Genomic DNA, 23728 nt, shown 5'->3' on the forward strand with positions numbered 1-23728 from the left:
AGCCCCTTACTTAATATCCTTCTTTACGCCTTTTGCTTCTTAATTCTCTTCTTCTTAAACCTGCTTCCCATTCAGCCCGTTCAGCTTCTGTCTCAAGAATAAGACCGGGAACTTCAGTGGGTTTCTCCTCATTATCAAGGGCAACCATTACAAGATAAGCTCGGTTTACTACTTTTCTTATTCCGGAAAGATGATCTTCTACGTAGGTATCAACCCGAACTTCCATTGAGGTTTTGCCTACATAGGTTACTCGTCCGATTAATACAAGTATATTATTTATATATACACCTGCTTTAAATTGCAGATTATCAATAGCCGCTGTGGTAACATTACGTCCGCTATGACGTCTGGCTGTTACTGCAGATACCTCATCAATCCAAGCTAAGAGTTGTCCACCAAAAAGACGATCTGTACCGCTTATATGTGAAGGCATAATTATATGAACTTGTTCAGTAACGGATTCTGATACTCTTTTTGCTTTCATAGTACCTCCAATCGTTTTTACTATATTTTATATCCTTAATAATTTTTAATCAAGCTATACTTTATCCCAAAAGATTCTCCTTAAAAAAGAATATATATGAAATATAAAAATATCTTTCCATAAATATAATTTATGGTATAATATAAAAAGCTTCATTGTTAAAAATTTTACGATATGAAAGGAATGGTAAAAATATGGCTTTAGTAACAACCAAAGAAATGTTTCAAAAGGCTTATGAAGGCGGCTATGCTATCGGCGCATTCAATGTAAATAACATGGAAATTATTCAAGGTATTACAGAGGCTGCCAAGGAAGAAAATGCACCTGTTATTCTACAGGTTTCTGCAGGAGCTAGAAAATATGCAAAACATAATTATCTAGTTAAATTAGTTGAAGCTGCTGTTTTAGAAACAGATTTACCTATTGCACTTCATCTTGATCATGGTGAGGATTTTGAAATCTGTAAAGCATGTATTGACGGCGGATTTACTTCAGTAATGATAGACGGTTCTAAGCATAGCTTTGAGGATAATATTGCCTTAACTAAAAAAGTTGTAGATTATGCCCATGAACGTGGTGTTGTGGTAGAAGGGGAACTAGGACAACTGGCAGGTATTGAGGATGATGTTAATGTAAGCGAAGAAGATGCTTCATTTACTAAGCCTGAAGAGGTTGAAGAGTTTGTTGCCCGTACCGGTGTTGACTCACTGGCGATTGCTATTGGAACAAGCCATGGTGCTTTCAAATTTAAACCAGGCCAAAAACCAGAGCTTCGTTTTGATATTTTAGAGGAAATCCAAAGAAGACTTCCTAATTTCCCTATTGTTTTACACGGTGCTTCATCTGTATCACAGGAGTATGTTAATATTATAGCTCAAAATGGCGGTAAACTTGATGACGCTATCGGTATTCCTGAAGATATGTTAAGAAAGGCTGCAAGTATGGCAGTATGTAAGATTAACATTGACTCAGACTTAAGACTTGCTTTCACAGCAGGTGTAAGAGAACATCTTATGAATAATCCTGCTCATTTTGATCCTAGACAGTATCTGACTCAGGGAAGAGAATATATTAAAGCATTAGTTAAACATAAGATTGTAAATGTACTGGGCTGCTCCGGTGCCGCAAGTAAATAGTAATAAAGTGGCTGTCTCCAAGATGTATATTATCTGGGACAGCCCTTTCTTTATCAGTTAGTTTGGTTTTTCTAGTTGAAAATAATAATTTTTCAAGGTATACTTGTAATGTTATAAATGACTATTAAGACAATAATATACTATGTCATCGGTTATTAGAATTTATAATGGAAAGTAGGAAGTTATGTATAGACTAATCGAACAGGATGGACGTGCAAAAAGCGCTGAATTTAAAACAGTACATGGAACAATACAGACCCCTGTATTTATGAACGTGGGAACCCTAGCAGCTATTAAGGGAGCAGTATCAACTATTGATTTAAATAATATAGGTACCCAAGTACAGCTGTCCAATACTTATCACCTGCATCTAAGGCCCGGTGACCAGATAGTTAAGAAAATGGGCGGACTTCATAAGTTTATGGTATGGGATAAGCCTATTTTAACTGATTCCGGAGGGTTTCAGGTGTTTTCCCTTGCGAAACTTAGAAAGATACAGGAAGAAGGAGTTTACTTCAGTTCCCATATTGACGGAAGAAAGATATTTATGGGACCTGAGGAAAGCATGCAGATACAATCAAATCTTGCTTCTACCATAGCTATGGCCTTTGATGAATGTCCTCCTCACCCGGCTGAACGGTCATATATGATAGATTCTGTGGAGAGAACTACCAGATGGCTCATTCGTTGTATAAAAGAAATGGACAGACTAAACAGCCTAGAAGATACAATTAATAAGAAGCAAATGCTATTCGGTATAAATCAGGGAGGCACATATGCGGATATCCGTATTGAACATGCCAAGAGAATTTCTGAGCTTAACCTGGCCGGTTATGCCATAGGGGGACTGGCAGTAGGGGAAAGCCATGAGGAAATGTATTATATATTAGAAGAAACCGTACCATATCTGCCCCTTAATAAGCCCGTTTACTTAATGGGAGTAGGTACACCGGCTAATATATTGGAGGCAGTGGACAGAGGAGTGGATTTCTTTGACTGTGTTTATCCTTCCCGTAACGGAAGACATGGCCATGCTTATACCGGATTTGGGAAATTAAATTTAATGAATGCAAAATACCAGCTAGATGACAGGCCTATTGAAGAAGGTTGTGCTTGCCCTGCCTGCCAGCATTATAGTAGGGCATATATAAGACATTTACTTAAGGCCAAAGAGATGCTTGGCATGCGCCTATTAGTACTCCATAACCTGTATTTTTATAATCATATGATGGAGGAAATAAGAGAGGCTATCCGCAATAAAAGATATAAGGAGTATAAAAAACAAAAACTTGAGAATTTTATGGGGGGAGAAGATTGATTATTGATTGCTTTTAACCCAGGTGGTCATTTATATTTGCCTGGGAAGACATATAGAAACTAACCTAGGAGGGAAATATAATGAATAATTTGATTTTTTTGGCACAAAACGCTGCTACTGATCCCAACGGAACCGGTTCGCTTGTATTACCACTTTTATGGATGGTAGTGCTGGGGCTTTTAATGTATTTTATGCTTATACGTCCTCAGAAAAAGCAACAAAAGCAAATGCAGGCAATGCTGTCAACTTTAGAAAAAGGAGACAGTGTTCTAACTTCCAGCGGTTTTTACGGAGTAGTAATTGATATTATGGATGAAGTAGTTATTGTAGAATTCGGAAATAATAAGAATTGTAGAATACCTATGAAAAAGAGCGCCATAATAGAACTAGAGAAGCCAAATAAAGAAAACTAAAAAAGTTAAGGGGTACTAATTAAATTAGTACCCCTTTTGAATTGGTTTTTTCTATGCCGGAGCCAAGATAAGAGGTTGCAGTTGCTTATTTTCTAAGGCGAATTCTATTGTAGGCAAAATTAAATCAAAATGGGCAACCATGGAATGGGGCTTTCCTTTATAATTATCCTGACTAAAAGGTACAAAATATATATTTTTAGTATTTATCAATAATCCTATATTTTTTAGGTTATTACTTAAGGCATCGTTACTAGAGATAGCAATAACAACAGGTTTATTATTACGAAGCAGACCTTTTGCAGCCATTAGAACCGGAGAATCTGTAATTGCATTAGCCATTTTTGCTAATGTATTACCTGTACAGGGAGCAATCACAATAATATCCAGTATATTATTTGGTCCAAGCTTTTCTGCTTCTACTATAGTAGTTATGGGATCTTTTCCCGTAATCTCCTTGGCCTTCTTTAAAAAATCAGCTGCCTTTCCGAATCTGGTATCGGTAGTTTGGGACTGGTCAGAAAAGATTGTATATACATTGGCATTTTCAGCTACAAGTCTTTCTACTTCCGGAAACACTCTATCAAAGGTACAATATGAACCTGTAAAAGCAATACCGATATTTTTTTCATTTATCTTCATTTAACCACTTCTTTCTTTAATAAGAGCTTCAATTTCAGCCACTAATATATCAGCAGAAGTTCTTGGAGAGACCTTACCGGGAATTCCAAGACACAACTTTGCATTTATACCATGGTTTAGGGCATATTCAAAATCAACTCCACCCGGCGCAGAAGCAATATCAATAATAACTACATCGGGGGATACATTTTTTAGACAATTCTGATCTAAAACCAGAGAGGGAATAGTGTTAAAAATAAAATGAAATTTAGGTAAAACAGACTTAATATCATCAAGTAAAACAGTATTAAAACCTGCCGCCTGGGCATATGCTAAGGAAGCTTCCCTTCGGGCGGCTATAGTAACCTTGGCGTCTAAACCTTTAAGTTTATCAGCTAGAACTTTTCCGCAGCGTCCATATCCAAGGATAAGACAATTGCTGTTATGAATATTTCTGTCACTATTTTTAATGGCCTCTAAAATTGTACCTTCTGCAGTAGCGATAGCATTCATTATTGCTATTTTGTCACTTCTCATTAAGTCATAACAGAAGATCCCTTTGTTTTCACATAAGTCTTCAAGATCTTGGGGAATCACTCCTCCAATAAGCATATGATCTTTATTTAATAAATCGGCTATATTACAGCTACTTGATGAATTGCTTGCACTAGAGGGTATGGTTACTATATCTTTGGTTAGCGGAATAGGACCAATAAGCACTTGGCATTTTTTCATTAATTCATCTAATCCGCTGGCACTTGTATGATTTTTGTGTGTAATTTTATCAAGAAGCCTATAAGTATATACGGAGTAGCCCTTATTAAGTAAGGATAATGCCATATATACCTGACGTTTATCGCCGCCAAATATTCCAATTTTTTTAGCCATGTCATTCCCCTCCTTATGTGACATTATATGAATTTTTAGAGAAAATGTGATTTATGCCTTGGTGGTGGTGGGAAAAAAATATATGTAAAAACAAGTCGAACAAGGTAAAAGATTCGAGAAATAATAAAAGCTAATACTTGACAAGGTAAAATATCTATGCTATTTTATTAATTAATAGATGCAACTGATACGAAAAATCCTAATAAAAGTAAAGAATAGGATATTAGTTATTAAATATGTAAATTTAACGAGATATACATGAGGCATATAAGGTCGTCGGTATAGACGACTTTTTTAGTACAAGATACATGATAGGAAATACAATGAAAAAACATTATAAGGATTATGAACTGGTTACAAAAGAACTATCTGACGGTAAGATTAAGCAGGTGGCAGAATATAGAGGTAAATTTTATATATGCATGCTAAGCTCAAAAAAGCTTAGCAGGGTTAAACTTTACCTTCTTGCTTTAGTGCTTTGCAGTGGCGCCACTGTGATGGGAGCTGGTTTTTTAAATACTCCCAGTAGTAGAGTGGCCTATGTGGCCCTACCTTATGTTTCATTATTTCTTCCCATTGCCTATAGTATAATGGGAACGGTAGGTTTTATAAAATCAAGTAATAAGCTTAAACATGCAGAATATCTTGAAACAAAGGTAAGAATTTTCCGTTCAAGCATTTGGCAAATAGTTCTTAGCAGCCTAACTCTTATTGGAGAGATTTGCTTTATTTTATTTAAAGCAAAACAAGAAATCCTTAAAGAGACAATATTTGTAAGTTTAATGGTCTTAATTATTACATTAAATATTATATCTTTACAATTACAAAAGAGGGTAGTCTATCAGGTGGAAGATCCGGATTATAATGGTTGATTAAAAATTAACTAAAGGTATCTTTCTCCTATTTGCATTTTAAGGAGATTACCATAGCAATAATTTACATTGATATATTTAATTTTAAATATATAATGAATAAAAGAGGAGGACAAGAAAATGAGAAAAATTGGTAAAGCAATTTCCCTTTTGCTAGTGCTTGTAATGGTTCTGTCAGCATTTGCGGCATGTAGTAAAAAGGACAAAAAAGATAACGAAACTGAAACACCTCTGGTAGTTGGTTATCTGCCATTTAGCCAGAAGTTTAGCCCGTTCTTTGCAGATACAGGCTATGATCAAGATGTAGTTGAATTTGTTAGCGTTCAACTGCTGACAACTGACAGAACAGGTGCTATTGTCTATAATGCAATAGAGGGTGAGACAATCCCTTATAACGGTGTAGATTATACTTATACCGGTATTGCAGACATAGCAGTAAACTATGATGAAGAAGCTGATATTACTACCTATGATATTAAAATTAGAGATGATGTTAAGTTTAGTGACGGTCATGTAATGGACGCTGATGATATTATATTTACATACTATGTATTATCAGATCCTTCATATGATGGATCCTCAACATTATATTCTCAGCCAATCATCGGTATGCAAAACTACCGTGCAAACAGTTCAGCTGCTGAGACTATTACAGACGAGGAAGTTAATGCATTAATTGAAAATCCTAGCGATAGCTTAAATCAAGCAATTATTGATGAAATAATCAGACCTGTATTAGAAAGCGAGTTTGATTGGGTTGGTAGCCTATATGGTGACGAAAGATATGCATCTTACACCGAAGCTCATCCTGAGCAAAAGGATTTATTCGCTTCCTTCTATAGTTTAGATGAAAATTATGATTCCTATGCAGTTAATGATGAGAAGCAAGTACTTGAAGATATTATTGCTCAGTATGGTTCAGACTATAAGGCATTAGGTGCCGGATATGCTGCAGATGAGACTTATTATGTAAATGATGTTAAAACAATTGCTAGAAGTATCATTACTGAAGAGAAGAAAGCAGCCGGTATAGGTGAAGATGTTTATAATATAGAAGGTATTAAGAAAATAAGTGATACAGAGGTTCAGGTAATTACTAAGGGATACGACGCAACTGCTATTTATCAAATTGGCGGTGCCCAGGTTGCTCCTTTACATTACTATGGTGATGAATCCCAGTATGACTATGAGAATAACAAATTTGGTTTCCCCAGAGGAGATTTATCAATCGTTAAATCCAAGACAACTCATCCTCTAGGAGCAGGACCTTATAAGTTTGTAAAATATGAGAACAAGGTTGTATTCTTAGAAGCAAATGAACATTACTACAAGGGTGCACCTAAAATCAAATATATTCAGCTGAAAGAAACTACAGAAGCTGATAAAGTAACCGGTATTGAACAGGGTACACTAGATATTACAGATCCAACAGGAAGCAAGACAACATTCGAACAGATTGCTAAGATTAATAGCAACGGTGAATTAAGCGGTGACAAAATTGTTACAAGCTCAGTTGATAACTTAGGTTATGGCTATATCGGCATGAATGCAGATACAATTAATGTAGGCGGAGAACCTAATTCAGAAGCTTCCAAGAATTTAAGAAAAGCAATAGCTACAGTATTATCTGTTTACCGTGATGTTGCTATAGACACCTACTATGGTGATGCTGCAAGCGTTATCAACTATCCTATATCTAATACATCATGGGCAGCTCCTCAAAAATCTGATTCCGATTATAAGGTTGCTTTCTCAGAAGACGTTAACGGTAATCAAATCTACACATCAGATATGAGCTCTGAAGACAAATATGCAGCGGCTCTACAGGCTGCTTTAGGATATTTTGAAGCTGCAGGCTACACTGTAACAGATGGAAAATTAACAGCAGCTCCTGCCGGTGCTAAGATGGAATATGAAGTTTTAATCCCCGGTGACGGAGACGGTAACCATCCTTCATTTGCAATTTTAACTGACGCATCAGCGGCATTAGATACAATTGGATTTAAGCTTAATGTTAATGACTTAGCAGATGCCAATGTTCTTTGGGACAGACTTGATGCAGGTACACAGGAAATGTGGTGTGCTGCATGGGGTGCTACTATCGATCCCGATATGTATCAGGTTTACCACAGCACCAATATAGTTGGCAAGGGTGGAACAGACAGTAACCACTATCATATAGCTGATACTGATCTTGATACCCTAATAATGGAAGCTAGAAAGAGTGATGATCAATCCTATAGAAAGTCTGCTTATAAGCAGTGCTTAGATATTATAATGGATTGGGCGGTTGAAATCCCTGTTTATCAGAGACAAAACTCAGTAGTATTTAGTGCTGAAAGGGTAAATATTGAAACTGTTACCCCTGATATCACTACTTTCTATGAATGGTTTAAAGAAATAGAAAACACTGAATTAAAGTAATTAAAAGTTTATTATTGAAATTTAAGATAAGAGTGCCATGAAATTCATGGCATTCTTATCCTTATGTTTATAGCTGTGCTAATTTATGCCATGAAATGCATATTATTCTGGTCTAATTGACCGGTTTTATATGCGGGCATAAATATGCAGACATTTGTATGGATGATTAATATTTAGATTTATATCATAAATATCCCATATATCCACATATTTATACCCGCATATAGGGTGGCATAAATTAATTAATTACTTTATAATAGAAGTTATTAAAAAAGAAACAGGAGAGGCTAGATTATGCGTAAATTTATTTTAAAAAGATTGGCAATTAGCGTTGTAATACTCTTCTTTGTAGCTTTAATAATTTACACAATTATGCGCTGCATGCCATCTTCTTTTGTTGAGAATATGGCAAGAGAGAAAGCTTCGCTTCCGGGAGGAAAATCCTATACAGAGTGGTTGGATCAATTAAATGCATCCTATGGCTTAGACAAGAATATTCCTGCCGGGTTTGTTCATTGGGTAAAACAAGCTGTAAGACTTAATTTTGGAGACTCATGGGCATTTAATATGCCGGTTACAGAAAAGTTTAAAGAAGTTATAATGGATTCTTTTGTATTAGGATCTATTACATTTATACTTCAGATTGCTATTGCAATTCCACTGGGAATTATAGCAGCCAGAAAACAATATAGTAAAGCAGACTATGCTATAAGTGTGTTTGCTTTAATTGGAATTTCCTTACCATCCTTTTTCTTTGCAACGATTTTGAAATATATATTTTCTGTAAAGTTAGGATGGTTTGACTTATTTGGTATGATTGGCCGTATGTATGAGCAATTAAGTCCTATGGGCAAATTTTTAGACAGAGCTCATCATTTGGTCTTACCGGTAGTTACTTTAACTATAGTTAGCGTAGGTTCCCTTATGAGATATACCAGAACAAATATGCTGGAGGTTTTAAATTCTGATTATATAAGAACAGCCAGAGCTAAGGGATTATCTGAGAAAAAAGTTATAAATTATCATGCATTTCGTAATACCTTAATTCCTGTAGTTACAATTATCGGCGGATCCTTGCCTGGATTGTTTGCAGGAGCTATGATTACCGAAACATTATTCCAAATAGAAGGTATTGGATATACATCATATCAGGCAATGACAACAGGAGATATTCCTTTTTCTATGTTCTATATGGTGTTTATGGCAATGCTTACATTACTGGGTAACTTAATAGCAGATATTTTATATGCAGTAGTTGACCCTAGAGTAAGAGTAAACTAAGGAGGTATACGAGATGAGTAAAGATTATGAAAATACAAAGACAAGCACCTCCTTAGCTTTGGACGATGAGCAAAGGGTTAAGGTGCTGTCACCTGGAATGTTGGTGGCAAAGAGATTTTTTAGAAACCGCCTGGCGGTTGTTGGACTTGTTATATTAGCATCTATGTTTGTGTTTTCCTTTATAGGTGGCTTGCTAGCCCCTTACGGAGAGACACAGGTATTTAAAGTTTATGAAAGTGTTGAAAAAGATTATGCGGGAGTATCCATAAATAATGATTATCAGTATTTTGATGCTGAGGGTGAAACTTTCCCTTCAGTTGCAAGAGCTCAATTAATTCTTGCAATTAATAAAGAAAAGGAGAGCTTTGAATCCGGAGGTGTAACTTATTCCTTAGTTAAGGAAGGTGAAGATTTTTACCGTGTTATACAGTTTCAGGAAGTTGCAACAGTGGTAAGTTTAAAAGGAATTAACAGATTTACTGCCGCCCAGGGAGAAACAGTCTCAAAAGAAATGGAAGAGGCTTATCTGGCAGCTTCAGATGCAGGGGAAAAATCTTTTGAGCTTAATGGAATTACTTATTATATTAATCAAAAAGGTAAAAACACATCCATCGCAAAACCAAAAGAAATAAGCATAGTATCAAAGATGATTTTTAATGCATATTCACCGGATACTGAGCTTGACTATAGCTTCCGTTTTGCTGCACAAAAAGCTATGAATGATAAAGAAACATTCTTTGAAGTTAACGGGGCAACTTATGAGATGGAATTAGACGAAGAAGATAATACGGCAGTATTTTACTTAGTAGAAGGAAACACAAAGACAGAGTATGCCTTAGTTTCCAATGTAAGTATTAGTGCTGTTGATAATGAGTTTTTAACCATAGATTTTAAGGAAGCAATAATTAAAGCCATAGATAATGGTGATAAGGGCTTTGTCTACCCGGATAAAGACGGTGTGGATGTAGAATACAAAATTAATCGTAAAAACAATCAATTTACTGTAAGAAGACATACAGAAACTGAACTGATTAATGTATATGAAGCTCCTTCTAAGAAACACTTACTGGGAACAGACGGAAATGGTATGGATATCTTTACCCGCCTTATGTATGGGGGAAGAATATCTTTAATTATCGGTTTCGTGGTAGTTATAATTGAAACTATTATCGGTGTTATCTTAGGCGGTATGGCAGGTTATTTTGGAGGCTGGGTAGATAACCTTATAATGCGTGTTGTTGATATTGTATATTGTATCCCCTCCATGCCTCTGTATATTATATTAGGTTCAGTCATGGACTTCTTAAAAATAGATCCACAGCTTCGTATATTTATGTTGATGATTATCTTGGCCTTACTTGGATGGCCCGGTATTGCAAGAATGGTTCGTGGACAGATACTTTCACTTCGTGAGCAAGAATTTATGACTGCTACGGAAGCTTTGGGTATTAGAGTAAGCAGAAGAATATTTAGACATTTAGTTCCTAATGTTATTCCTCAGTTAACTGTTATAGGTACAATGAGCCTGGGAAGTATTATTTTAACTGAGGCAACACTAAGTTATTTAGGTTTGGGTGTTAAGTTCCCTTTTGCATCATGGGGTAATATAATCAATGCTGTAAACAACATCTATGTTATGACCAATTATTGGTTTGTTTGGATACCGGCTGGGTTATTAATATTAGTTACAGTATTAGGATTTAACTTTGTAGGTGATGGTCTACGTGATGCATTTGACCCTAAGATGAAGAGGTAGGTGAGATAAGTGGCTTTATTTAAAAATAAGAAAGTAAAAGATGTTAATTATATTTCCGCTAAGGAATCAAGAAGAATCTCAAGGGAAAATAGAAAGATAACGAGTGAGATTGAAAAGAAAAGAAACAGGAAAAATGTTCCCAGGGAAGAATATATTACCAAGATGAGGGATCCCAATAATGTTTTGGAATTTGATAATCTTCATACCTATTTCTTCACAGATATAGGGACTGTAAAATCGGTAGATGGTGTATCTTTTGATATTCCACTGGGAAAGACTGTCGGTGTAGTAGGAGAATCCGGATGCGGTAAATCAGTTACCAGTCTTTCTGCTATGCAATTGGTACAAAGACCACAGGGACAGATTGTAAGCGGTTCGATTCGTTTCAACACCGGTAAAGAGGTTTATGATATTGCTAAAACCCCCACATACGAGATGCAAAAACTAAGAGGTAATATGATCTCCATGATCTTTCAGGAACCTATGACCAGCTTAAATCCTGTCTTTAGGATTGGGACTCAGTTAGATGAGGTTATAGAACTTCATAATGAGAATATGTCTAAGGCAGAAATCAAGGCTCGTTCTATTGAGATGTTGGAGATGGTGGGTATTGCCAACAGTGAAGGTGTATATAAGATGTATCCCCATGAGCTGTCCGGTGGTATGAGACAACGTGTTATGATTGCTATGGGTCTTGCATGTAATCCAAGACTCATTATTGCAGATGAGCCTACAACTGCTCTAGACGTTACCATCCAAGCCCAGATTTTGGACTTGCTTCGTAATCTGAAGGATAAGATAAACAGCAGTATTATGCTAATTACCCATGACCTGGGAGTAATTGCAGAGATGGCAGATTATGTTGTGGTTATGTATGCAGGCCGGGTTGTGGAAAGAGGTACAGCGGAAGAAATATTTAAGAATCCCAGTCATCCATATACTATAGGTTTGATGAACAGTAAGCCGGTTGTCGGTAAGAAGGTAGATCGTTTATATAGTATTCCGGGTAAGGTTCCAAATCCCGTTGATATGCCTAATTACTGTTATTTTAGGGATCGTTGTGATAAATGTATAAAAAAATGTGACGGAGCTTATCCTGAAGAGATATATCTTTCACCCACCCATGCAGTTTCCTGTTATTTATATTACGACAAGAAAGGAGCATTAGAGAATGGCAACTAATAATCAAAATGAACAGACTTCTGAGTACATTCTCGAAGTTAATAATTTAAAGAAATATTTCCCCATAAAGACCAGCGTATTCTCTAAGCAAAAGGGTGAAGTGAAGGCAGTGGATGATATCAGCTTTAAAATTAAGCGTGGTACCACCATGGGGCTGGTAGGAGAATCCGGTTGTGGAAAATCGACAGCCGGAAGAACAATTTTAAGATTAATAGAAAAAACCGCCGGTGAGGTTTTATTTAACGGTAAGGATATATATAGCTTAAATAAGGCTGAATTAAGACAGCTACGTACTAAGATGCAGATTATCTTTCAGGATCCATATTCAAGCCTTTCACCAAGACTTCCTATAGGTGAAATTATCGGTGAGGCAGTTAAGGAGCATAATATAGTTCCTAAAAATGAATATGAGGATTATTTGGATGAAATTATGGCTGCCTGTGGATTACAGCCTTATCATAAAGACCGTTATCCCCATGAATTTTCCGGTGGCCAAAGACAAAGAATATGTATTGCAAGAGCCTTAGCGGTAAATCCTGAATTTATTGTATGTGATGAACCGGTATCAGCCCTTGATGTATCTATTCAGGCACAGATTATAAACTTGCTTAGTGACCTGCAAAAGCAAAGAAATCTTACTTACTTATTTATATCCCACGATTTATCTGTTGTGGAGCATATATCAGACACTGTAGGTGTTATGTATTTAGGAAGCTTGGTTGAATACGGTAATAAAGAAGATATCTTTAAGAATCCTGCTCATCCTTATACTCAGGCTCTACTTTCTGCCGTTCCTATACCGGATACGGATGTGAAGATGAATCGTATAATCCTTGAGGGAAGCATTCCTTCACCTGCAAATCCTCCATCGGGATGTAAGTTCCATACAAGATGTAATAAATGTATGGAGATTTGTAAGACTGAGGTTCCACAAGTTAAGGAACTAGAGGACGGACATTTTGTCCAGTGCCATTTGTATAATGATTAGTGGATAGCATATAGAAAGGATATAAAAATGAAATATAATAAAAACAACACAGATAGTATAAATAAAGAAGATGATGATCGGGTCGTGGCTAATATGAATATAGAAGGCATGCCTTGGCATAGTCCCGGTAAAGCTCTCTATGAAGAAAGCAGCAAAAAGCAGCCGGAACTTAGTAAAAGGGAGTTAAGAAACTTTATCTTTAGTGCCACCTTAGGAGGCCTCTTAATCGGAGCTGTGTTTGTTATTGTATTTTTCATCTTTATTATGTTTTGCATCCACGTTTGGTTCTAAAATAAAGAAAATAACAATAAATGTATAATTTACTCTTCTTTGGGTTAAAATTAATTTAAACCAAAGAAGAGTTTTTTTGTTCTAAAAATTAAGTTCTATAATAAAAAATGCATCTATACAAAGCCTCAATAATGCCAATCTGCCAATTAAACATTAAAAAGGAGGTCGAAAAAGAATTCATGATTATCGCTACCAAGTGATTAAGGATCTTCCTTTCCAATTGAAACATACATATTTAGTAACTCATCAACTAATCCTCCCCAACTATTGACAAAGAACCCCAAATTAACATGTAATTACATAAAAGGTACAAACTAACATCAAGCTTAAACTAGAAGTGTATATAAACACTTCTTTTTAAATAAAATAAGGAGGAAAAAATATGAAATATATGAAATTAAAAAAAATAATAGCTGTCATTTTATTATTGACTTCGACAATGGCTATATTATCATCCTGTGGTAAGAAAAATACAAACACCACTGATAATAAAAAGAGCCCTTATCCAGGTACTTCTGAGGATAAATCAATAACGGTAAATATTACTTCAGAACCACCGGAGATGTTTTCAGTTACCACAACTGATGCAACTTCCTTTATTGTACTGCGCCATATCCTTGAGAATCTTGTAACATTGGACGAAAATGATAAGGTTATTCCCGGTGTTGCTAAGGAATGGACTGTAAGTGAGGATGAACTAGAATATACCTTTTACTTAAGGGATGATATGAAATGGTCCAATGGTGAACCGGTTACAGCCCATGACTTTGTATTTGCATGGACCTCACTGCTTACACCTAGTTTTGCGGCTGATTATGCTTATTTTGGTTATGTATTTAAAAACGGAAAAGCTTATAATGAAGGCAAAGTAGGGGCGGATCAGTTGGGATTTAAGGCAATTTCAGATTATGAGCTTCAAGTGACATTAGAAAATCCTACTCCATATTTTCTTGATACATTAGCCTTTGGAGTATTTGCTCCCCTTAATGAAAAGGCCTATAATGAGTTTGGCTCTGCCTATGGTACAGATGCAGATAAAATGGTATACAACGGTCCCTTTATAATGACTTCCTGGGAGCATGAAAGTAGAATTGTTCTTGAAAAGAATCCTGATTATTATGACAAGGATAAAATAGAGCTAGAGAAAATAAATATGCTTATGATTAATGATTCTAATGCGGCCCTAAATTCCTTTAAGGTTGGTGAATTAGATATAGTTGGTTTAACCGGAGATCAGGTACAATTAATGAAAAATGAAAATTATCCGATTCACAGTTATTCAGACGGTTCAACTTTCTATTTGGAATATAACTTGCAAAATCCTTATCTGGCAAACCAAAATCTAAGAAAAGCTATAACATATGCTATTGATAAACAGGCCTTTATAGATAGTATAGTAAAAAATGATTCAAAGGTGGCAACATCCTTTACCTCACCGGCTATTCATGGGCTAAATGATAACTTCTATATGGAAGTTGGTAAGTTGGCAACTGAATTTGATTTAGAACTGGCTAAAGATCATTATAATAAGGCCTTAGAAGAACTAAATGTTGATAAAATTACCCTATCATTAATAATTGATGATAATGATACTGCAGTTAAAAATGGAGCATTTATTCAGGAACAACTTAGGGCTAATCTGGGCCTAGAAATTAATATAGAGCCTATGCCTTTTAAGAGTAGGCTTAGCAGGATGTCAAATAAAGATTTTGATATAGTATTTGCAGGCTGGGGGCCTGACTATAATGATCCACTTACATTCTTAGATATCTTTGAAACAGGAAATGGCAATAATCATGGCAGCTATAGTAATACTGAATATGATGAATTATTAGATAAGGTACGTGTAGAATTAGATGCTAAAAAACGCTTTGAATATTTAACAGAGCTTGAGAAAATTGTTATGGATGATCTGCCTGTAGGCCCAATATACTGGAGAGTAAAAGACTATGTGCTAAGTGGTAAGATTGAATCGGGAGTTATTAGAACTGCTTTCCAAGATTTGAACCTAAAATATGTAAAGCTGGCTAAATAAGATTGTTTAAATGATTTATCAAAAAATATGGGGATGTGTCATTATGAGCATCCCTGTATTTATTTAACAATAATTACTAAATAGGAAAGTTAGTGGGTACATTATATTATAGTTAAGGAATAATAAAGGAGGAATGCTATTGGCTAAATATATTGTAAAGAGATTGCTTTACGCCTTACTTACCTTATTAGTTTTAGTAAGCTTAACATTTTTTATGATGCGGCTTTTGCCGGGAGATCCTTTTATTGGGGAAAAGGCAATTCCGGAGACAACTATGAAAGCCTTAAATGAAAAATATGGTTTGGATAAACCGGTAATACAACAGCTTATTATTTATATGGGAAATGTATTTAGAGGGGATTTGGGCCTATCTATGCATTATAACAGACCGGTTAATGATATTATCAGGCAAGCATTTCCATACTCTTTTGATTTAGGAATGAGGGCATTGATATTTGCTACCGTTATGGGAATTTTACTTGGTATAGTAGCAGCGGTAAAAAGAGGAACCCATTGGGATACTATATCAATGTTATTTGCAATTATCGGTGTTTCGGTACCGGGATTTATAGTAGGCTCCCTCCTTCAATACTTCTTTGCTTTAAAATTAACTGAGTGGACAGGAATAGCTTTTTTTCCAAATACGGGATGGGATAGTTTTTCTAGTAAGCTTTTACCCTCTTTTGCCTTAAGCTTAAGCTCCCTGGCTACGGTTTCAAGATTAATGAGAACCAGTATGCTTGATGTGCTAGGTCATGATTATATTAAAACAGCGAAATCTAAAGGATTATCACAAAAGACAATTATTTGGAAACATGCAGTAAGAAATGCCATTATGCCTGTAATAACAGTTTTAGGTCCCATTTCAGCTGCCTTGCTTACAGGTGCTTTCGTAGTAGAAAATATTTTTTCTATACCGGGTATGGGCAAATTCTTTGTATTTAGCATCCAAACCCAGGATTATACACTGATATCCGGAACTACTCTCTTTTACGGAGCATTTCTGATACTGGCAAATTTGGTGGTAGATATTGCCTACGGATTTGTTGATCCTAGAGTTAAACTTAGTGAGGCTAAGGAAGGATAAGGTGGTGAATTATGAATATAGATAAAAGTCAATTTGAATGGATAGGACCGGATACAGCTATAAGTGAGGCAATAACAAGGGATAGTACCAGTTACTGGCAGGATGCCATGAGGCGTCTTAGTAAAAACAAAACAGCCATGGCAGCACTAATAATTATTATAGTAATAACTTTATGCAGCATTTTTGTGCCGATTTTTTCACCCTATACTATGAGTGAGCAACATTTAACCCATACCAATGCCCCTATAGGATTTAGGGATGAGCAAGATGGCCACATACACCTGTTCGGAACCGATAGTTTAGGTCGGGACATTTTTACAAGAATCTGGTATGGGGGGAGGATATCCTTATTTATATCTTTTTCTGCGGTTTTAGTTAATTTTATAATAGGTATCATCTACGGTGGTATTGCAGGATATGTAGGTGGTACCCTAGATAATATTATGATGAGGATAATTGAAATAGTTAATGGCATACCCTATCTAATTATCGTAGTTTTACTAATGATGGTATTACCGGCAGGAACTATGACTATGGTTATTGCCTATGCAACTGTGGGCTGGACAGGTATGGCACGGCTTGTTAGGGGGCAGGTCATGAGTCTTAAACAGCAAGATTACGTGGTGGCGGCAAAAGTTATGGGGGCAAAACCTGCAAGGATAATAGGAAAGCACTTACTGCCTAATACCCTTAGTGTAGTAATTATTAATATTACCTTGTCAATTCCCAGTGCTATTTTTACGGAAGCATTTTTAAGTTATATAGGCCTTGGAGTTCCTGTTCCTTTGGCAAGTTGGGGAACTTTGGCCAATGAAGGAAGCAAGGTATTTCAACTCTATCCCTCACAGCTTGTTATTCCGGCAATATGTATCAGTTTAACCATGCTTTCCTTTAATTTGCTGGGGGATGGTCTTAGGGACGCCCTAGACCCAAGACTGAGAAAATAAATATGCCCACGTATAAAATGAGGTGAATATATGAATAAAGTTCTTGAAGTTAATGATTTGCATGTATCTTTTGATACTTATGCCGGAGAAGTAAAAGCAGTTAGGGGAGTAAGTTTTGATTTAAATGAGGGAGAAATCTTGGCTATAGTTGGGGAAAGCGGCAGCGGAAAAAGTGTAACTGCACAGACTATTATGAAACTAAATCCCATGCCTCCCACCCGTATCGTAAGTGGTGAAATTTTACTTGGAGATATAGATATTGTAAAAGCTTCCGAAAGGGAAATGATGGCCATAAGAGGAAATGAGGTAAGTATGATTTTTCAAGATCCCATGACCTGCTTAAATCCTACTATGCAGGTGGGGAAGCAATTAACAGAGGCTATCAGGCATCATAAAAAGCTGTCAAAGGATGAGGCTTATAGGGAGGCAATACGGCTTTTGAATATAGTTAGAATTCCGAATTCAAAGCAGAGGGTCTTGCAGTATCCCCATGAATTTTCAGGAGGAATGAGGCAAAGAGTCATGATAGCTATGGCCCTTTCTTGTGAACCAAAGCTTTTAATTGCCGATGAGCCTACAACTGCCCTGGATGTTACAATTCAGGCTCAGATAATGGAGCTTCTAATGGAAATAAGGGAAAATACTAATACATCCATTATAATAATTACCCATGACCTAGGAGTTGTAGCCAGTATTGCCGACCGGGTGGCAGTTATGTATGGAGGTAAAATTGTAGAGTCCGGCAGCAGTGAAGATATTTTCTATCATCCTTCCCATCCATATACAAAGGCCTTACTTGAAAGTCTCCCAAAGACTGACATGGATAAAAATAAGCGGCTGGCATCCATAGCCGGAACTCCTCCGGATTTACTAAATCCGCCAGCAGGTTGCCCTTTTGCCGGCAGATGTAAATATACTATGAAGATTTGCATACCCCATATGCCCCCGGATTTTGAACCGGGAAAAAAACATAAAGCGGCCTGTTGGCTCCTTCATAAGGATTGTCCTGATCCGGAACCGGCTTCTGCCATAGGGGGAGGTGAAAAATGATGAGCAAAAACAGTCAGATTTTAGTTGAAATAAAGGATGTATCTAAGTTTTTTAAGGTCTCTAGCGGAATATTAAAAGCAGTAAATCATGTTAATCTTGAAATAAAAAAAGGTGAAACAGTAGGACTTGTGGGAGAATCCGGTTGTGGTAAATCTACACTTGGTAAAGTTATAATGGGAATATATTCACCTACTACGGGGCAGGTAATTTATCATGGAAAAAAAGAATTACTTGTTAAAAAGGAAAATCTATTTGAATATGCCAAGTTAGCACAGATTATATTTCAAGACCCCTATTCTTCCTTAGATCCAAGGATGACAGTTGGTTCCATTATAGAAGAAGGTATGATTATCCACAATATGTATAACAAAAAAGTTCGGAAGGAAAGAGTTTATGAACTTTTAGATCTTGTAGGTTTAAATAGAGAACACGCTAATCGCTATCCCCATGAATTTTCCGGAGGTCAACGGCAACGTATAGGAATTGCCAGGGCACTTGCTATAGAACCTGAATTTATTGTATGCGATGAACCAATTTCAGCCCTGGATGTATCTATACAGTCACAGATTATAAATTTATTGAAAGATTTGCAAGAAAAATTAGGGCTTACCTATCTTTTTATAGCCCATGACTTAAATATTGTGAAATATATCAGTGACAGAATTGCAGTTATGTATCTGGGTAATATTGTGGAATTATCAGATAGTGATGAGCTTTATGAAAAACCATTACATCCATATACCAGGGCCTTACTTTCTGCGGTACCTATACCGGACCCCAAAAAAGAAAGGGCAAAGGAGAGGCAACTACTAGAGGGTGATGTACCAAGTCCCATAAATCCTAAGCATTGTTGTCCTTTTGTCAGCCGCTGTCCCCATGCAACGGATATCTGCAGTAGGGATTTTCCTGAGCTGGAAATGAAAAAAGGACATTTAGTGGCCTGCCATCATGCAGATGAGCCAATATATAACAGAGAAATAATAAAATAATTTAAGCTAAAAAACAAAACGACGGTGTAAACCGTTGTTTTTTTATGTAAAGTTTGTATAATGTGATTAAATGCTAAAATAATTTTACTTAAAGGAGAAGAGTAAATGAAGGAAATACTTTTTACAGAACCGGTTTTTAAATCAATGATATGGTGAGGTAATCGTCTAAAAACGGAGTTTGGCTATTCTATTCCCAGTGATAATACAGGAGAATGCTGGGCTATAAGTGCCCATCCTAAGGGGGATTGTATTATAAAAAACGGTAGTTTTAAGGGAAAGTCTTTAAGCTGGCTTTGGGACAATGAAGGTCACTTATTTGGAAACAGAATTGAAAAGGCATTCCCTCTTTTGATAAAAATTATTGATGCCAAGGCAGATTTAAGTATACAAGTTCATCCTGATGATGAGTATGCAGCCCTAGTTGAAAATGGTTCATTTGGAAAAACAGAGTGCTGGTATATATTAGATTGTGATAAGGATGCAAAGATTGTCATAGGCCATAATGCTAAGGATAAAGAAGAATTAAAGGCTATGATAAAGGATAAAAAATGGGATGATCTAATTAGATTAAGTCCCATTAAGAAAGGAGATTTTTTTTAGATAAACCCCGGAACTGTCCATGCTATAAAAGCAGGAACAATGCTTCTAGAAACCCAGCAAAACAGTGATATAACATACAGATTATATGATTACGACAGATTAGATGGGAAAGACCTAAGACAGCTTCATATCAAAGAAAGTATAGATGTTATAAAGTGTCCTCATCAGGACATTACTATAGAAGGTGAAATTGTAACTTATGATACATGCAAAGTCCATACACTTATTAGCTGTAAATATTATACGGTAAAAAAGATAAGTCTTTGGGGTGAGCAGGATTTTATACAGAATAAGGACTTTATAAATTTCAGTGTTATTATGGGCCAAGGGGAGATAGACGGCATCAAAATATCTAAAGGTGATCATTTTATACTTCCTTTTGGATATGGTGAATTTACACTAAGAGGGGATATGGAACTTATTATTTCCTATATTTAATTATTTCCTAAAAAGGAGCTGTGCACTAATTATATAGTGTGACAGCTCCTTAAATTTAGCAATTTATAATTTGATTATTCACTGACACTGCTGATATCAACAAGTTCAGTTCTGGTATAGCTGTTTGAAGCAGGTTTTTTGCCGGTAACTAGATAGTTATACATGGATATGACAGAGTCATGTCCTTGGCTAAAGGGATCTTGTCCGATAGCTGCGTGTATAACACCTTCTCTTATATAATTTAGAACTTCATTGTCATAATCGAAACAAACGATTTTAATAGTTCTAGCAAGACCCATTTCTTTTACAGCTCTTGCTACACCTGCATTTCCACCGGATATAACTATAATACCGGAAAGTCTATGGAATTTATTTAGAGCTTCTTTTACAGCTTTATAAACAAGAACATTATCAATATCTGTCTCAATTTCTGTAACAAGCTTTACTTTTTTTCTCTTTTGTAATACGTCTATTATTGCAGACCTACGCTCTTGAAAGACTTCCGTTACTAATGGTGCCCGTACAATAGCTATATTACCTTCTCCGTTGATGGCTCTTATCAGTGTCTCGGTTGCCATTGTGGCTGAGGTGAAATTATCAGGGCCAAAATATGATACCCGTTCAATACCTTCATCAAAATCATTGTAAAATGACATAAGAGTAATTTTATTACGGCGGGCATTGCTAAAAAATTCTTTGTTTCCAACAAAGCCAGGTAGTATAATTCCATCATACTTTTCATTTGCAAGTTGGCTTATATAAGCTTCAGTACTTCTGTCAATTTGTTGAAGGGGTATATATTCAACATTGACATTTTTACCTTTTAATTCTGTCATAGCATATAGGACACCTTGTCTTACGCTTTCCCAGAAGGCATGGTCTAAGGGACTGAGAAAGGCGATCTTCAATCTCTTAGAGCTAGCCTGTGATACCGGTAATATAGAAGTTCTGTATCTCTTAAGTAGTTTCTTTATATCGGCTAGCATATTCTGAAGAGATAATGCTTGGTTATTGATTTCTTCATTTTCAGCAAGTGATTCTTGGGTGACTGCCGCAACATCTTGAGTAATTGATGATATTTCGTTGGAAGCATCGTGAAGGGTTAGACCCTGTGCACTGATTTTCTTGGTGTTTTCATTAATCAGCCTGGATTCCTCATAGGCTTTTTTCATATCATCGCTTAATATGTATGTGTTTTTATTAATAGTATAGAAAGATTCCCTAACATAATTAAATATTTCTCTACTGCTTTCAAAGCTCTGTACGCAATTGGTAATACTTTCGCTTACCTTATCATTACTTGCTAAGATATTATTCAAAAGATTATTGATTTGACCGATACTCTCCCTGGTTGCTTGTGAAAGTTTATTCATTTCTTGAGCAACAACTACAAAGCCTTTACCGGCTTCCCCGGCCCTGGCTGCTTCAACAGCTGAATTTAGGGATAGAAGTTTTAATTGTTCGGTAATATTTATTATTAAACCATTAACTTGGTCGATTTCATTAAGATGGGTATTAAGGGCCTGAATAAAGGCAGCGGTATCTGATAAGTCGGCAGATATTATGTCAATTTGTTCATTGTATTTATCTACGTGCTCGGCACTTTCCTTGGTTACCTTAACTGTATTTTCAACAAAAGCCTCAATATTTGCTAATGTGTTGGTAATATTGTTAGCTCTTTCGGTAACTTCCTGTATTCCCTCTAAGGTTTCATTAACAATTCTAAGCTGTTCCTGTGCCTTTTCTGCAGCAGTGGCCATATTAGAGGCAATATGTTCATTACCCTTATAGCTCATGTCAAGACTCTTCGTTACCTTATCAACTGCATCAGATAATACTATAACATTAGTTTTTGTGGTTTCGATAAAGTTAAGGAGATTTCTTTTCATCTCATTAAAGACAATGGCTAAAGTTTCTAAACCCCTGGCTTTATCGGTCATAATATCACTGATATTTAATTTGCCTTGTGCCAAACGCTCTGCATTTTTATTAATTAAGTTTATTGCTTGGAAAAAACGAATTAGAGTTACCAATAATACACCTGCTAAAGCCATCACAAGGAACAAACCCACAGATAATAAGATATTAGCAATCTTGCTATCTGATGAATTTAAAAAGATTAATAGAGCTAATAAAAATATTATAAGACTTGTTGTAGTAAATAATAAAACCCTCGTGTTGATTTGCTTACCCCTAACATCAGGTTCAGACATGAAAATACCTCCCATAGCCACATAATAATATTTTTGTAAAACAATAAAATACATGAAGTTTGAGAATAAAAGAATAATCGACTTATTATTACTAATCATACCATTAAAATGAAATAAATACAATAGATAATAGATAGAAAACAAAGTGAAAATTTTTATAAAAATATAATTTAGAGTACCGCCTACCTTTTATATTTGAAAATAAGGTATTTGGTACTCTATTTATTCACAATTATACAATGTTTATACTGCCTTGTGGCAAAAGGCTGCTATACGATCTATAGGGATATCACAGATGGAACCAACCTCATTATTTTGACTATTTTTGTGTTTATTCATAAGTATATTGTCGGAGCCACCGGGTACTCCAAAATTACCAAAGTCGGCTAATGGGGCATTTTCTGGACAGTTTCTAAAGCTACCGGAGAGCGGGCTGGGAGGGGGATCTCCCATTTTTGTCAGTAAACGTACAAAATTGGAGTTAACCGAAAGAAGGGTACCGGTAAAACCGCCTCCGGATGCACCTCCGCTGGTTGTAAATATGGTTACGGTGTCACCGATAAAGTTATAGAGGTGACGGACTAAGGAGTCAGAGTTACTATATTTAAAATTGGACATTAAAATTCCTCCTTTCTTTGATTTTTTTAAATGGATGTTCTATAATATATTATGCAAAAAGTGACATTAAGTGACGATATACAACAATTACTTTATAATT

20 protein-coding genes and 1 pseudogene are annotated in these 23728 nt (G+C 35.9%); 16 read left to right on the top strand and 5 right to left on the bottom strand.

Annotation, left to right across the window (positions count from 1 at the left end):
• Positions 1 to 10: 10 nt before the first annotated feature.
• Entirely contained in the window at positions 11 to 484 is a 474-nt protein-coding gene (locus SD1D_RS02110) for an acyl-CoA thioesterase (RefSeq protein ID WP_058257395.1), read from the bottom strand.
• Positions 485 to 678: 194 nt separating this feature from the next.
• Here SD1D_RS02110 and fba point away from each other — a divergent pair, with 194 nt between their 5' ends.
• The 3 genes from fba (at position 679) to yajC (ending at position 3351) form a co-directional block, all read left to right on the top strand.
• Complete coding sequence (gene fba / locus SD1D_RS02115) at positions 679 to 1620, top strand: class II fructose-1,6-bisphosphate aldolase (RefSeq protein ID WP_058257396.1); 942 nt, start codon at positions 679 to 681, stop codon at positions 1618 to 1620.
• A 184-nt stretch (positions 1621 to 1804) separates the two neighbouring features.
• Complete coding sequence (gene tgt, locus SD1D_RS02120; protein WP_058257397.1) at positions 1805 to 2938, top strand: tRNA guanosine(34) transglycosylase Tgt; 1134 nt, start codon at positions 1805 to 1807, stop codon at positions 2936 to 2938.
• 80 nt (positions 2939 to 3018) lie between these two features.
• Positions 3019 to 3351, top strand: a complete 333-nt coding sequence (gene yajC / locus SD1D_RS02125) for a preprotein translocase subunit YajC (RefSeq protein ID WP_058257398.1) — start codon at positions 3019 to 3021, stop codon at positions 3349 to 3351.
• A 51-nt stretch (positions 3352 to 3402) separates the two neighbouring features.
• Here the strand turns inward: yajC and SD1D_RS02130 are convergent, their stop codons facing one another.
• A complete protein-coding gene (locus SD1D_RS02130; protein WP_058257399.1) occupies positions 3403 to 3990 on the bottom strand; it encodes a dipicolinate synthase subunit B in 588 nt (195 codons plus the stop codon).
• Positions 3991 to 4857: a dipicolinate synthase subunit DpsA gene (gene dpsA / locus SD1D_RS02135; protein ID WP_058257400.1), complete on the bottom strand. Its 867-nt coding sequence runs from the start codon at positions 4855 to 4857 to the stop codon at positions 3991 to 3993.
• 323 nt (positions 4858 to 5180) lie between these two features.
• On the opposite strand from dpsA, the gene SD1D_RS02140 reads away from it, so the two are divergent.
• From SD1D_RS02140 to manA, 13 genes and pseudogenes are all read left to right on the top strand, one after another.
• Entirely contained in the window at positions 5181 to 5729 is a 549-nt protein-coding gene (locus SD1D_RS02140) for a hypothetical protein (protein WP_058257401.1), read from the top strand.
• A 120-nt stretch (positions 5730 to 5849) separates the two neighbouring features.
• A complete protein-coding gene (locus SD1D_RS02145; protein ID WP_058257402.1) occupies positions 5850 to 8153 on the top strand; it encodes an ABC transporter substrate-binding protein in 2304 nt (767 codons plus the stop codon).
• A 294-nt stretch (positions 8154 to 8447) separates the two neighbouring features.
• Entirely contained in the window at positions 8448 to 9434 is a 987-nt protein-coding gene (locus SD1D_RS02150; protein WP_058257403.1) for an ABC transporter permease, read from the top strand.
• A gap of 13 nt (positions 9435 to 9447) precedes the next feature.
• Entirely contained in the window at positions 9448 to 11190 is a 1743-nt protein-coding gene (locus SD1D_RS12380; RefSeq protein WP_242955242.1) for an ABC transporter permease, read from the top strand.
• A 9-nt stretch (positions 11191 to 11199) separates the two neighbouring features.
• A complete protein-coding gene (locus tag SD1D_RS02165) occupies positions 11200 to 12372 on the top strand; it encodes an ABC transporter ATP-binding protein (protein WP_058257404.1) in 1173 nt (390 codons plus the stop codon).
• Complete coding sequence (locus tag SD1D_RS02170; protein ID WP_058257405.1) at positions 12362 to 13360, top strand: ABC transporter ATP-binding protein; 999 nt, start codon at positions 12362 to 12364, stop codon at positions 13358 to 13360. The genes SD1D_RS02165 and SD1D_RS02170 overlap by 11 nt, the downstream gene beginning before the upstream one ends.
• A gap of 27 nt (positions 13361 to 13387) precedes the next feature.
• The gene (locus SD1D_RS02175) at positions 13388 to 13651 is read left to right on the top strand and encodes a hypothetical protein (protein ID WP_058257406.1); all 264 of its coding nucleotides are present in this window, start codon (positions 13388 to 13390) and stop codon (positions 13649 to 13651) included.
• A 382-nt stretch (positions 13652 to 14033) separates the two neighbouring features.
• Positions 14034 to 15686, top strand: a complete 1653-nt coding sequence (locus tag SD1D_RS02180) for a peptide ABC transporter substrate-binding protein (RefSeq protein ID WP_058257407.1) — start codon at positions 14034 to 14036, stop codon at positions 15684 to 15686.
• A gap of 133 nt (positions 15687 to 15819) precedes the next feature.
• Positions 15820 to 16773, top strand: coding sequence for an ABC transporter permease (locus SD1D_RS02185; RefSeq protein WP_408606736.1), 954 nt, complete (start codon positions 15820 to 15822; stop codon positions 16771 to 16773).
• 11 nt (positions 16774 to 16784) lie between these two features.
• Complete coding sequence (locus SD1D_RS02190) at positions 16785 to 17720, top strand: ABC transporter permease (protein ID WP_058257409.1); 936 nt, start codon at positions 16785 to 16787, stop codon at positions 17718 to 17720.
• 30 nt (positions 17721 to 17750) lie between these two features.
• Positions 17751 to 18770, top strand: coding sequence for an ABC transporter ATP-binding protein (locus SD1D_RS02195; RefSeq protein WP_058257410.1), 1020 nt, complete (start codon positions 17751 to 17753; stop codon positions 18768 to 18770).
• A complete protein-coding gene (locus SD1D_RS02200) occupies positions 18770 to 19759 on the top strand; it encodes an ABC transporter ATP-binding protein (protein ID WP_058259163.1) in 990 nt (329 codons plus the stop codon). Before SD1D_RS02195 ends, SD1D_RS02200 begins: the two co-directional genes overlap by 1 nt.
• Before the next feature lie 105 nt (positions 19760 to 19864).
• Positions 19865 to 20797 (top strand): annotated as a pseudogene (gene manA, locus SD1D_RS12730) (mannose-6-phosphate isomerase, class I).
• Positions 20798 to 20871: 74 nt separating this feature from the next.
• Here manA and SD1D_RS02210 read toward each other — a convergent pair.
• A complete protein-coding gene (locus tag SD1D_RS02210; protein WP_058257411.1) occupies positions 20872 to 23010 on the bottom strand; it encodes a substrate-binding domain-containing protein in 2139 nt (712 codons plus the stop codon).
• Between the two features lie 243 nt (positions 23011 to 23253).
• On the bottom strand, positions 23254 to 23628 hold the full coding sequence (locus SD1D_RS02215; protein WP_058257412.1) for a hypothetical protein: 375 nt from the start codon (positions 23626 to 23628) through the stop codon (positions 23254 to 23256).
• Positions 23629 to 23728 lie beyond the last annotated feature (100 nt).

The organism is Herbinix luporum (assembly GCF_900070325.1).
Taxonomy (GTDB): domain Bacteria; phylum Bacillota; class Clostridia; order Lachnospirales; family Lachnospiraceae; genus Mobilitalea; species Mobilitalea luporum.

Excerpts from the sequence above, each read along its gene's own strand:
- fba (WP_058257396.1), top strand. The coding sequence starts at position 679 with ATGGCTTTAGTAACAACCAAAGAAATGTTTCAAAAGGCTTATGAAGGC.
- SD1D_RS02130 (WP_058257399.1), bottom strand. The coding sequence starts at position 3,990 with ATGAAGATAAATGAAAAAAATATCGGTATTGCTTTTACAGGTTCATAT.
- SD1D_RS02210 (WP_058257411.1), bottom strand. The coding sequence starts at position 23,010 with ATGTCTGAACCTGATGTTAGGGGTAAGCAAATCAACACGAGGGTTTTA.
- SD1D_RS02200 (WP_058259163.1), top strand. The coding sequence starts at position 18,770 with ATGAGCAAAAACAGTCAGATTTTAGTTGAAATAAAGGATGTATCTAAG.
- SD1D_RS02180 (WP_058257407.1), top strand. The coding sequence starts at position 14,034 with ATGAAATATATGAAATTAAAAAAAATAATAGCTGTCATTTTATTATTG.
- SD1D_RS02190 (WP_058257409.1), top strand. The coding sequence starts at position 16,785 with ATGAATATAGATAAAAGTCAATTTGAATGGATAGGACCGGATACAGCT.
- SD1D_RS02140 (WP_058257401.1), top strand. The coding sequence starts at position 5,181 with ATGAAAAAACATTATAAGGATTATGAACTGGTTACAAAAGAACTATCT.
- SD1D_RS02185 (WP_408606736.1), top strand. The coding sequence starts at position 15,820 with ATGCTATTGGCTAAATATATTGTAAAGAGATTGCTTTACGCCTTACTT.
- SD1D_RS12380 (WP_242955242.1), top strand. The coding sequence starts at position 9,448 with ATGAGTAAAGATTATGAAAATACAAAGACAAGCACCTCCTTAGCTTTG.
- SD1D_RS02110 (WP_058257395.1), bottom strand. The coding sequence starts at position 484 with ATGAAAGCAAAAAGAGTATCAGAATCCGTTACTGAACAAGTTCATATA.
- SD1D_RS02175 (WP_058257406.1), top strand. The coding sequence starts at position 13,388 with ATGAAATATAATAAAAACAACACAGATAGTATAAATAAAGAAGATGAT.
- dpsA (WP_058257400.1), bottom strand. The coding sequence starts at position 4,857 with ATGGCTAAAAAAATTGGAATATTTGGCGGCGATAAACGTCAGGTATAT.
- tgt (WP_058257397.1), top strand. The coding sequence starts at position 1,805 with ATGTATAGACTAATCGAACAGGATGGACGTGCAAAAAGCGCTGAATTT.
- yajC (WP_058257398.1), top strand. The coding sequence starts at position 3,019 with ATGAATAATTTGATTTTTTTGGCACAAAACGCTGCTACTGATCCCAAC.
- SD1D_RS02145 (WP_058257402.1), top strand. The coding sequence starts at position 5,850 with ATGAGAAAAATTGGTAAAGCAATTTCCCTTTTGCTAGTGCTTGTAATG.
- SD1D_RS02215 (WP_058257412.1), bottom strand. The coding sequence starts at position 23,628 with ATGTCCAATTTTAAATATAGTAACTCTGACTCCTTAGTCCGTCACCTC.
- SD1D_RS02150 (WP_058257403.1), top strand. The coding sequence starts at position 8,448 with ATGCGTAAATTTATTTTAAAAAGATTGGCAATTAGCGTTGTAATACTC.
- SD1D_RS02170 (WP_058257405.1), top strand. The coding sequence starts at position 12,362 with ATGGCAACTAATAATCAAAATGAACAGACTTCTGAGTACATTCTCGAA.
- SD1D_RS02195 (WP_058257410.1), top strand. The coding sequence starts at position 17,751 with ATGAATAAAGTTCTTGAAGTTAATGATTTGCATGTATCTTTTGATACT.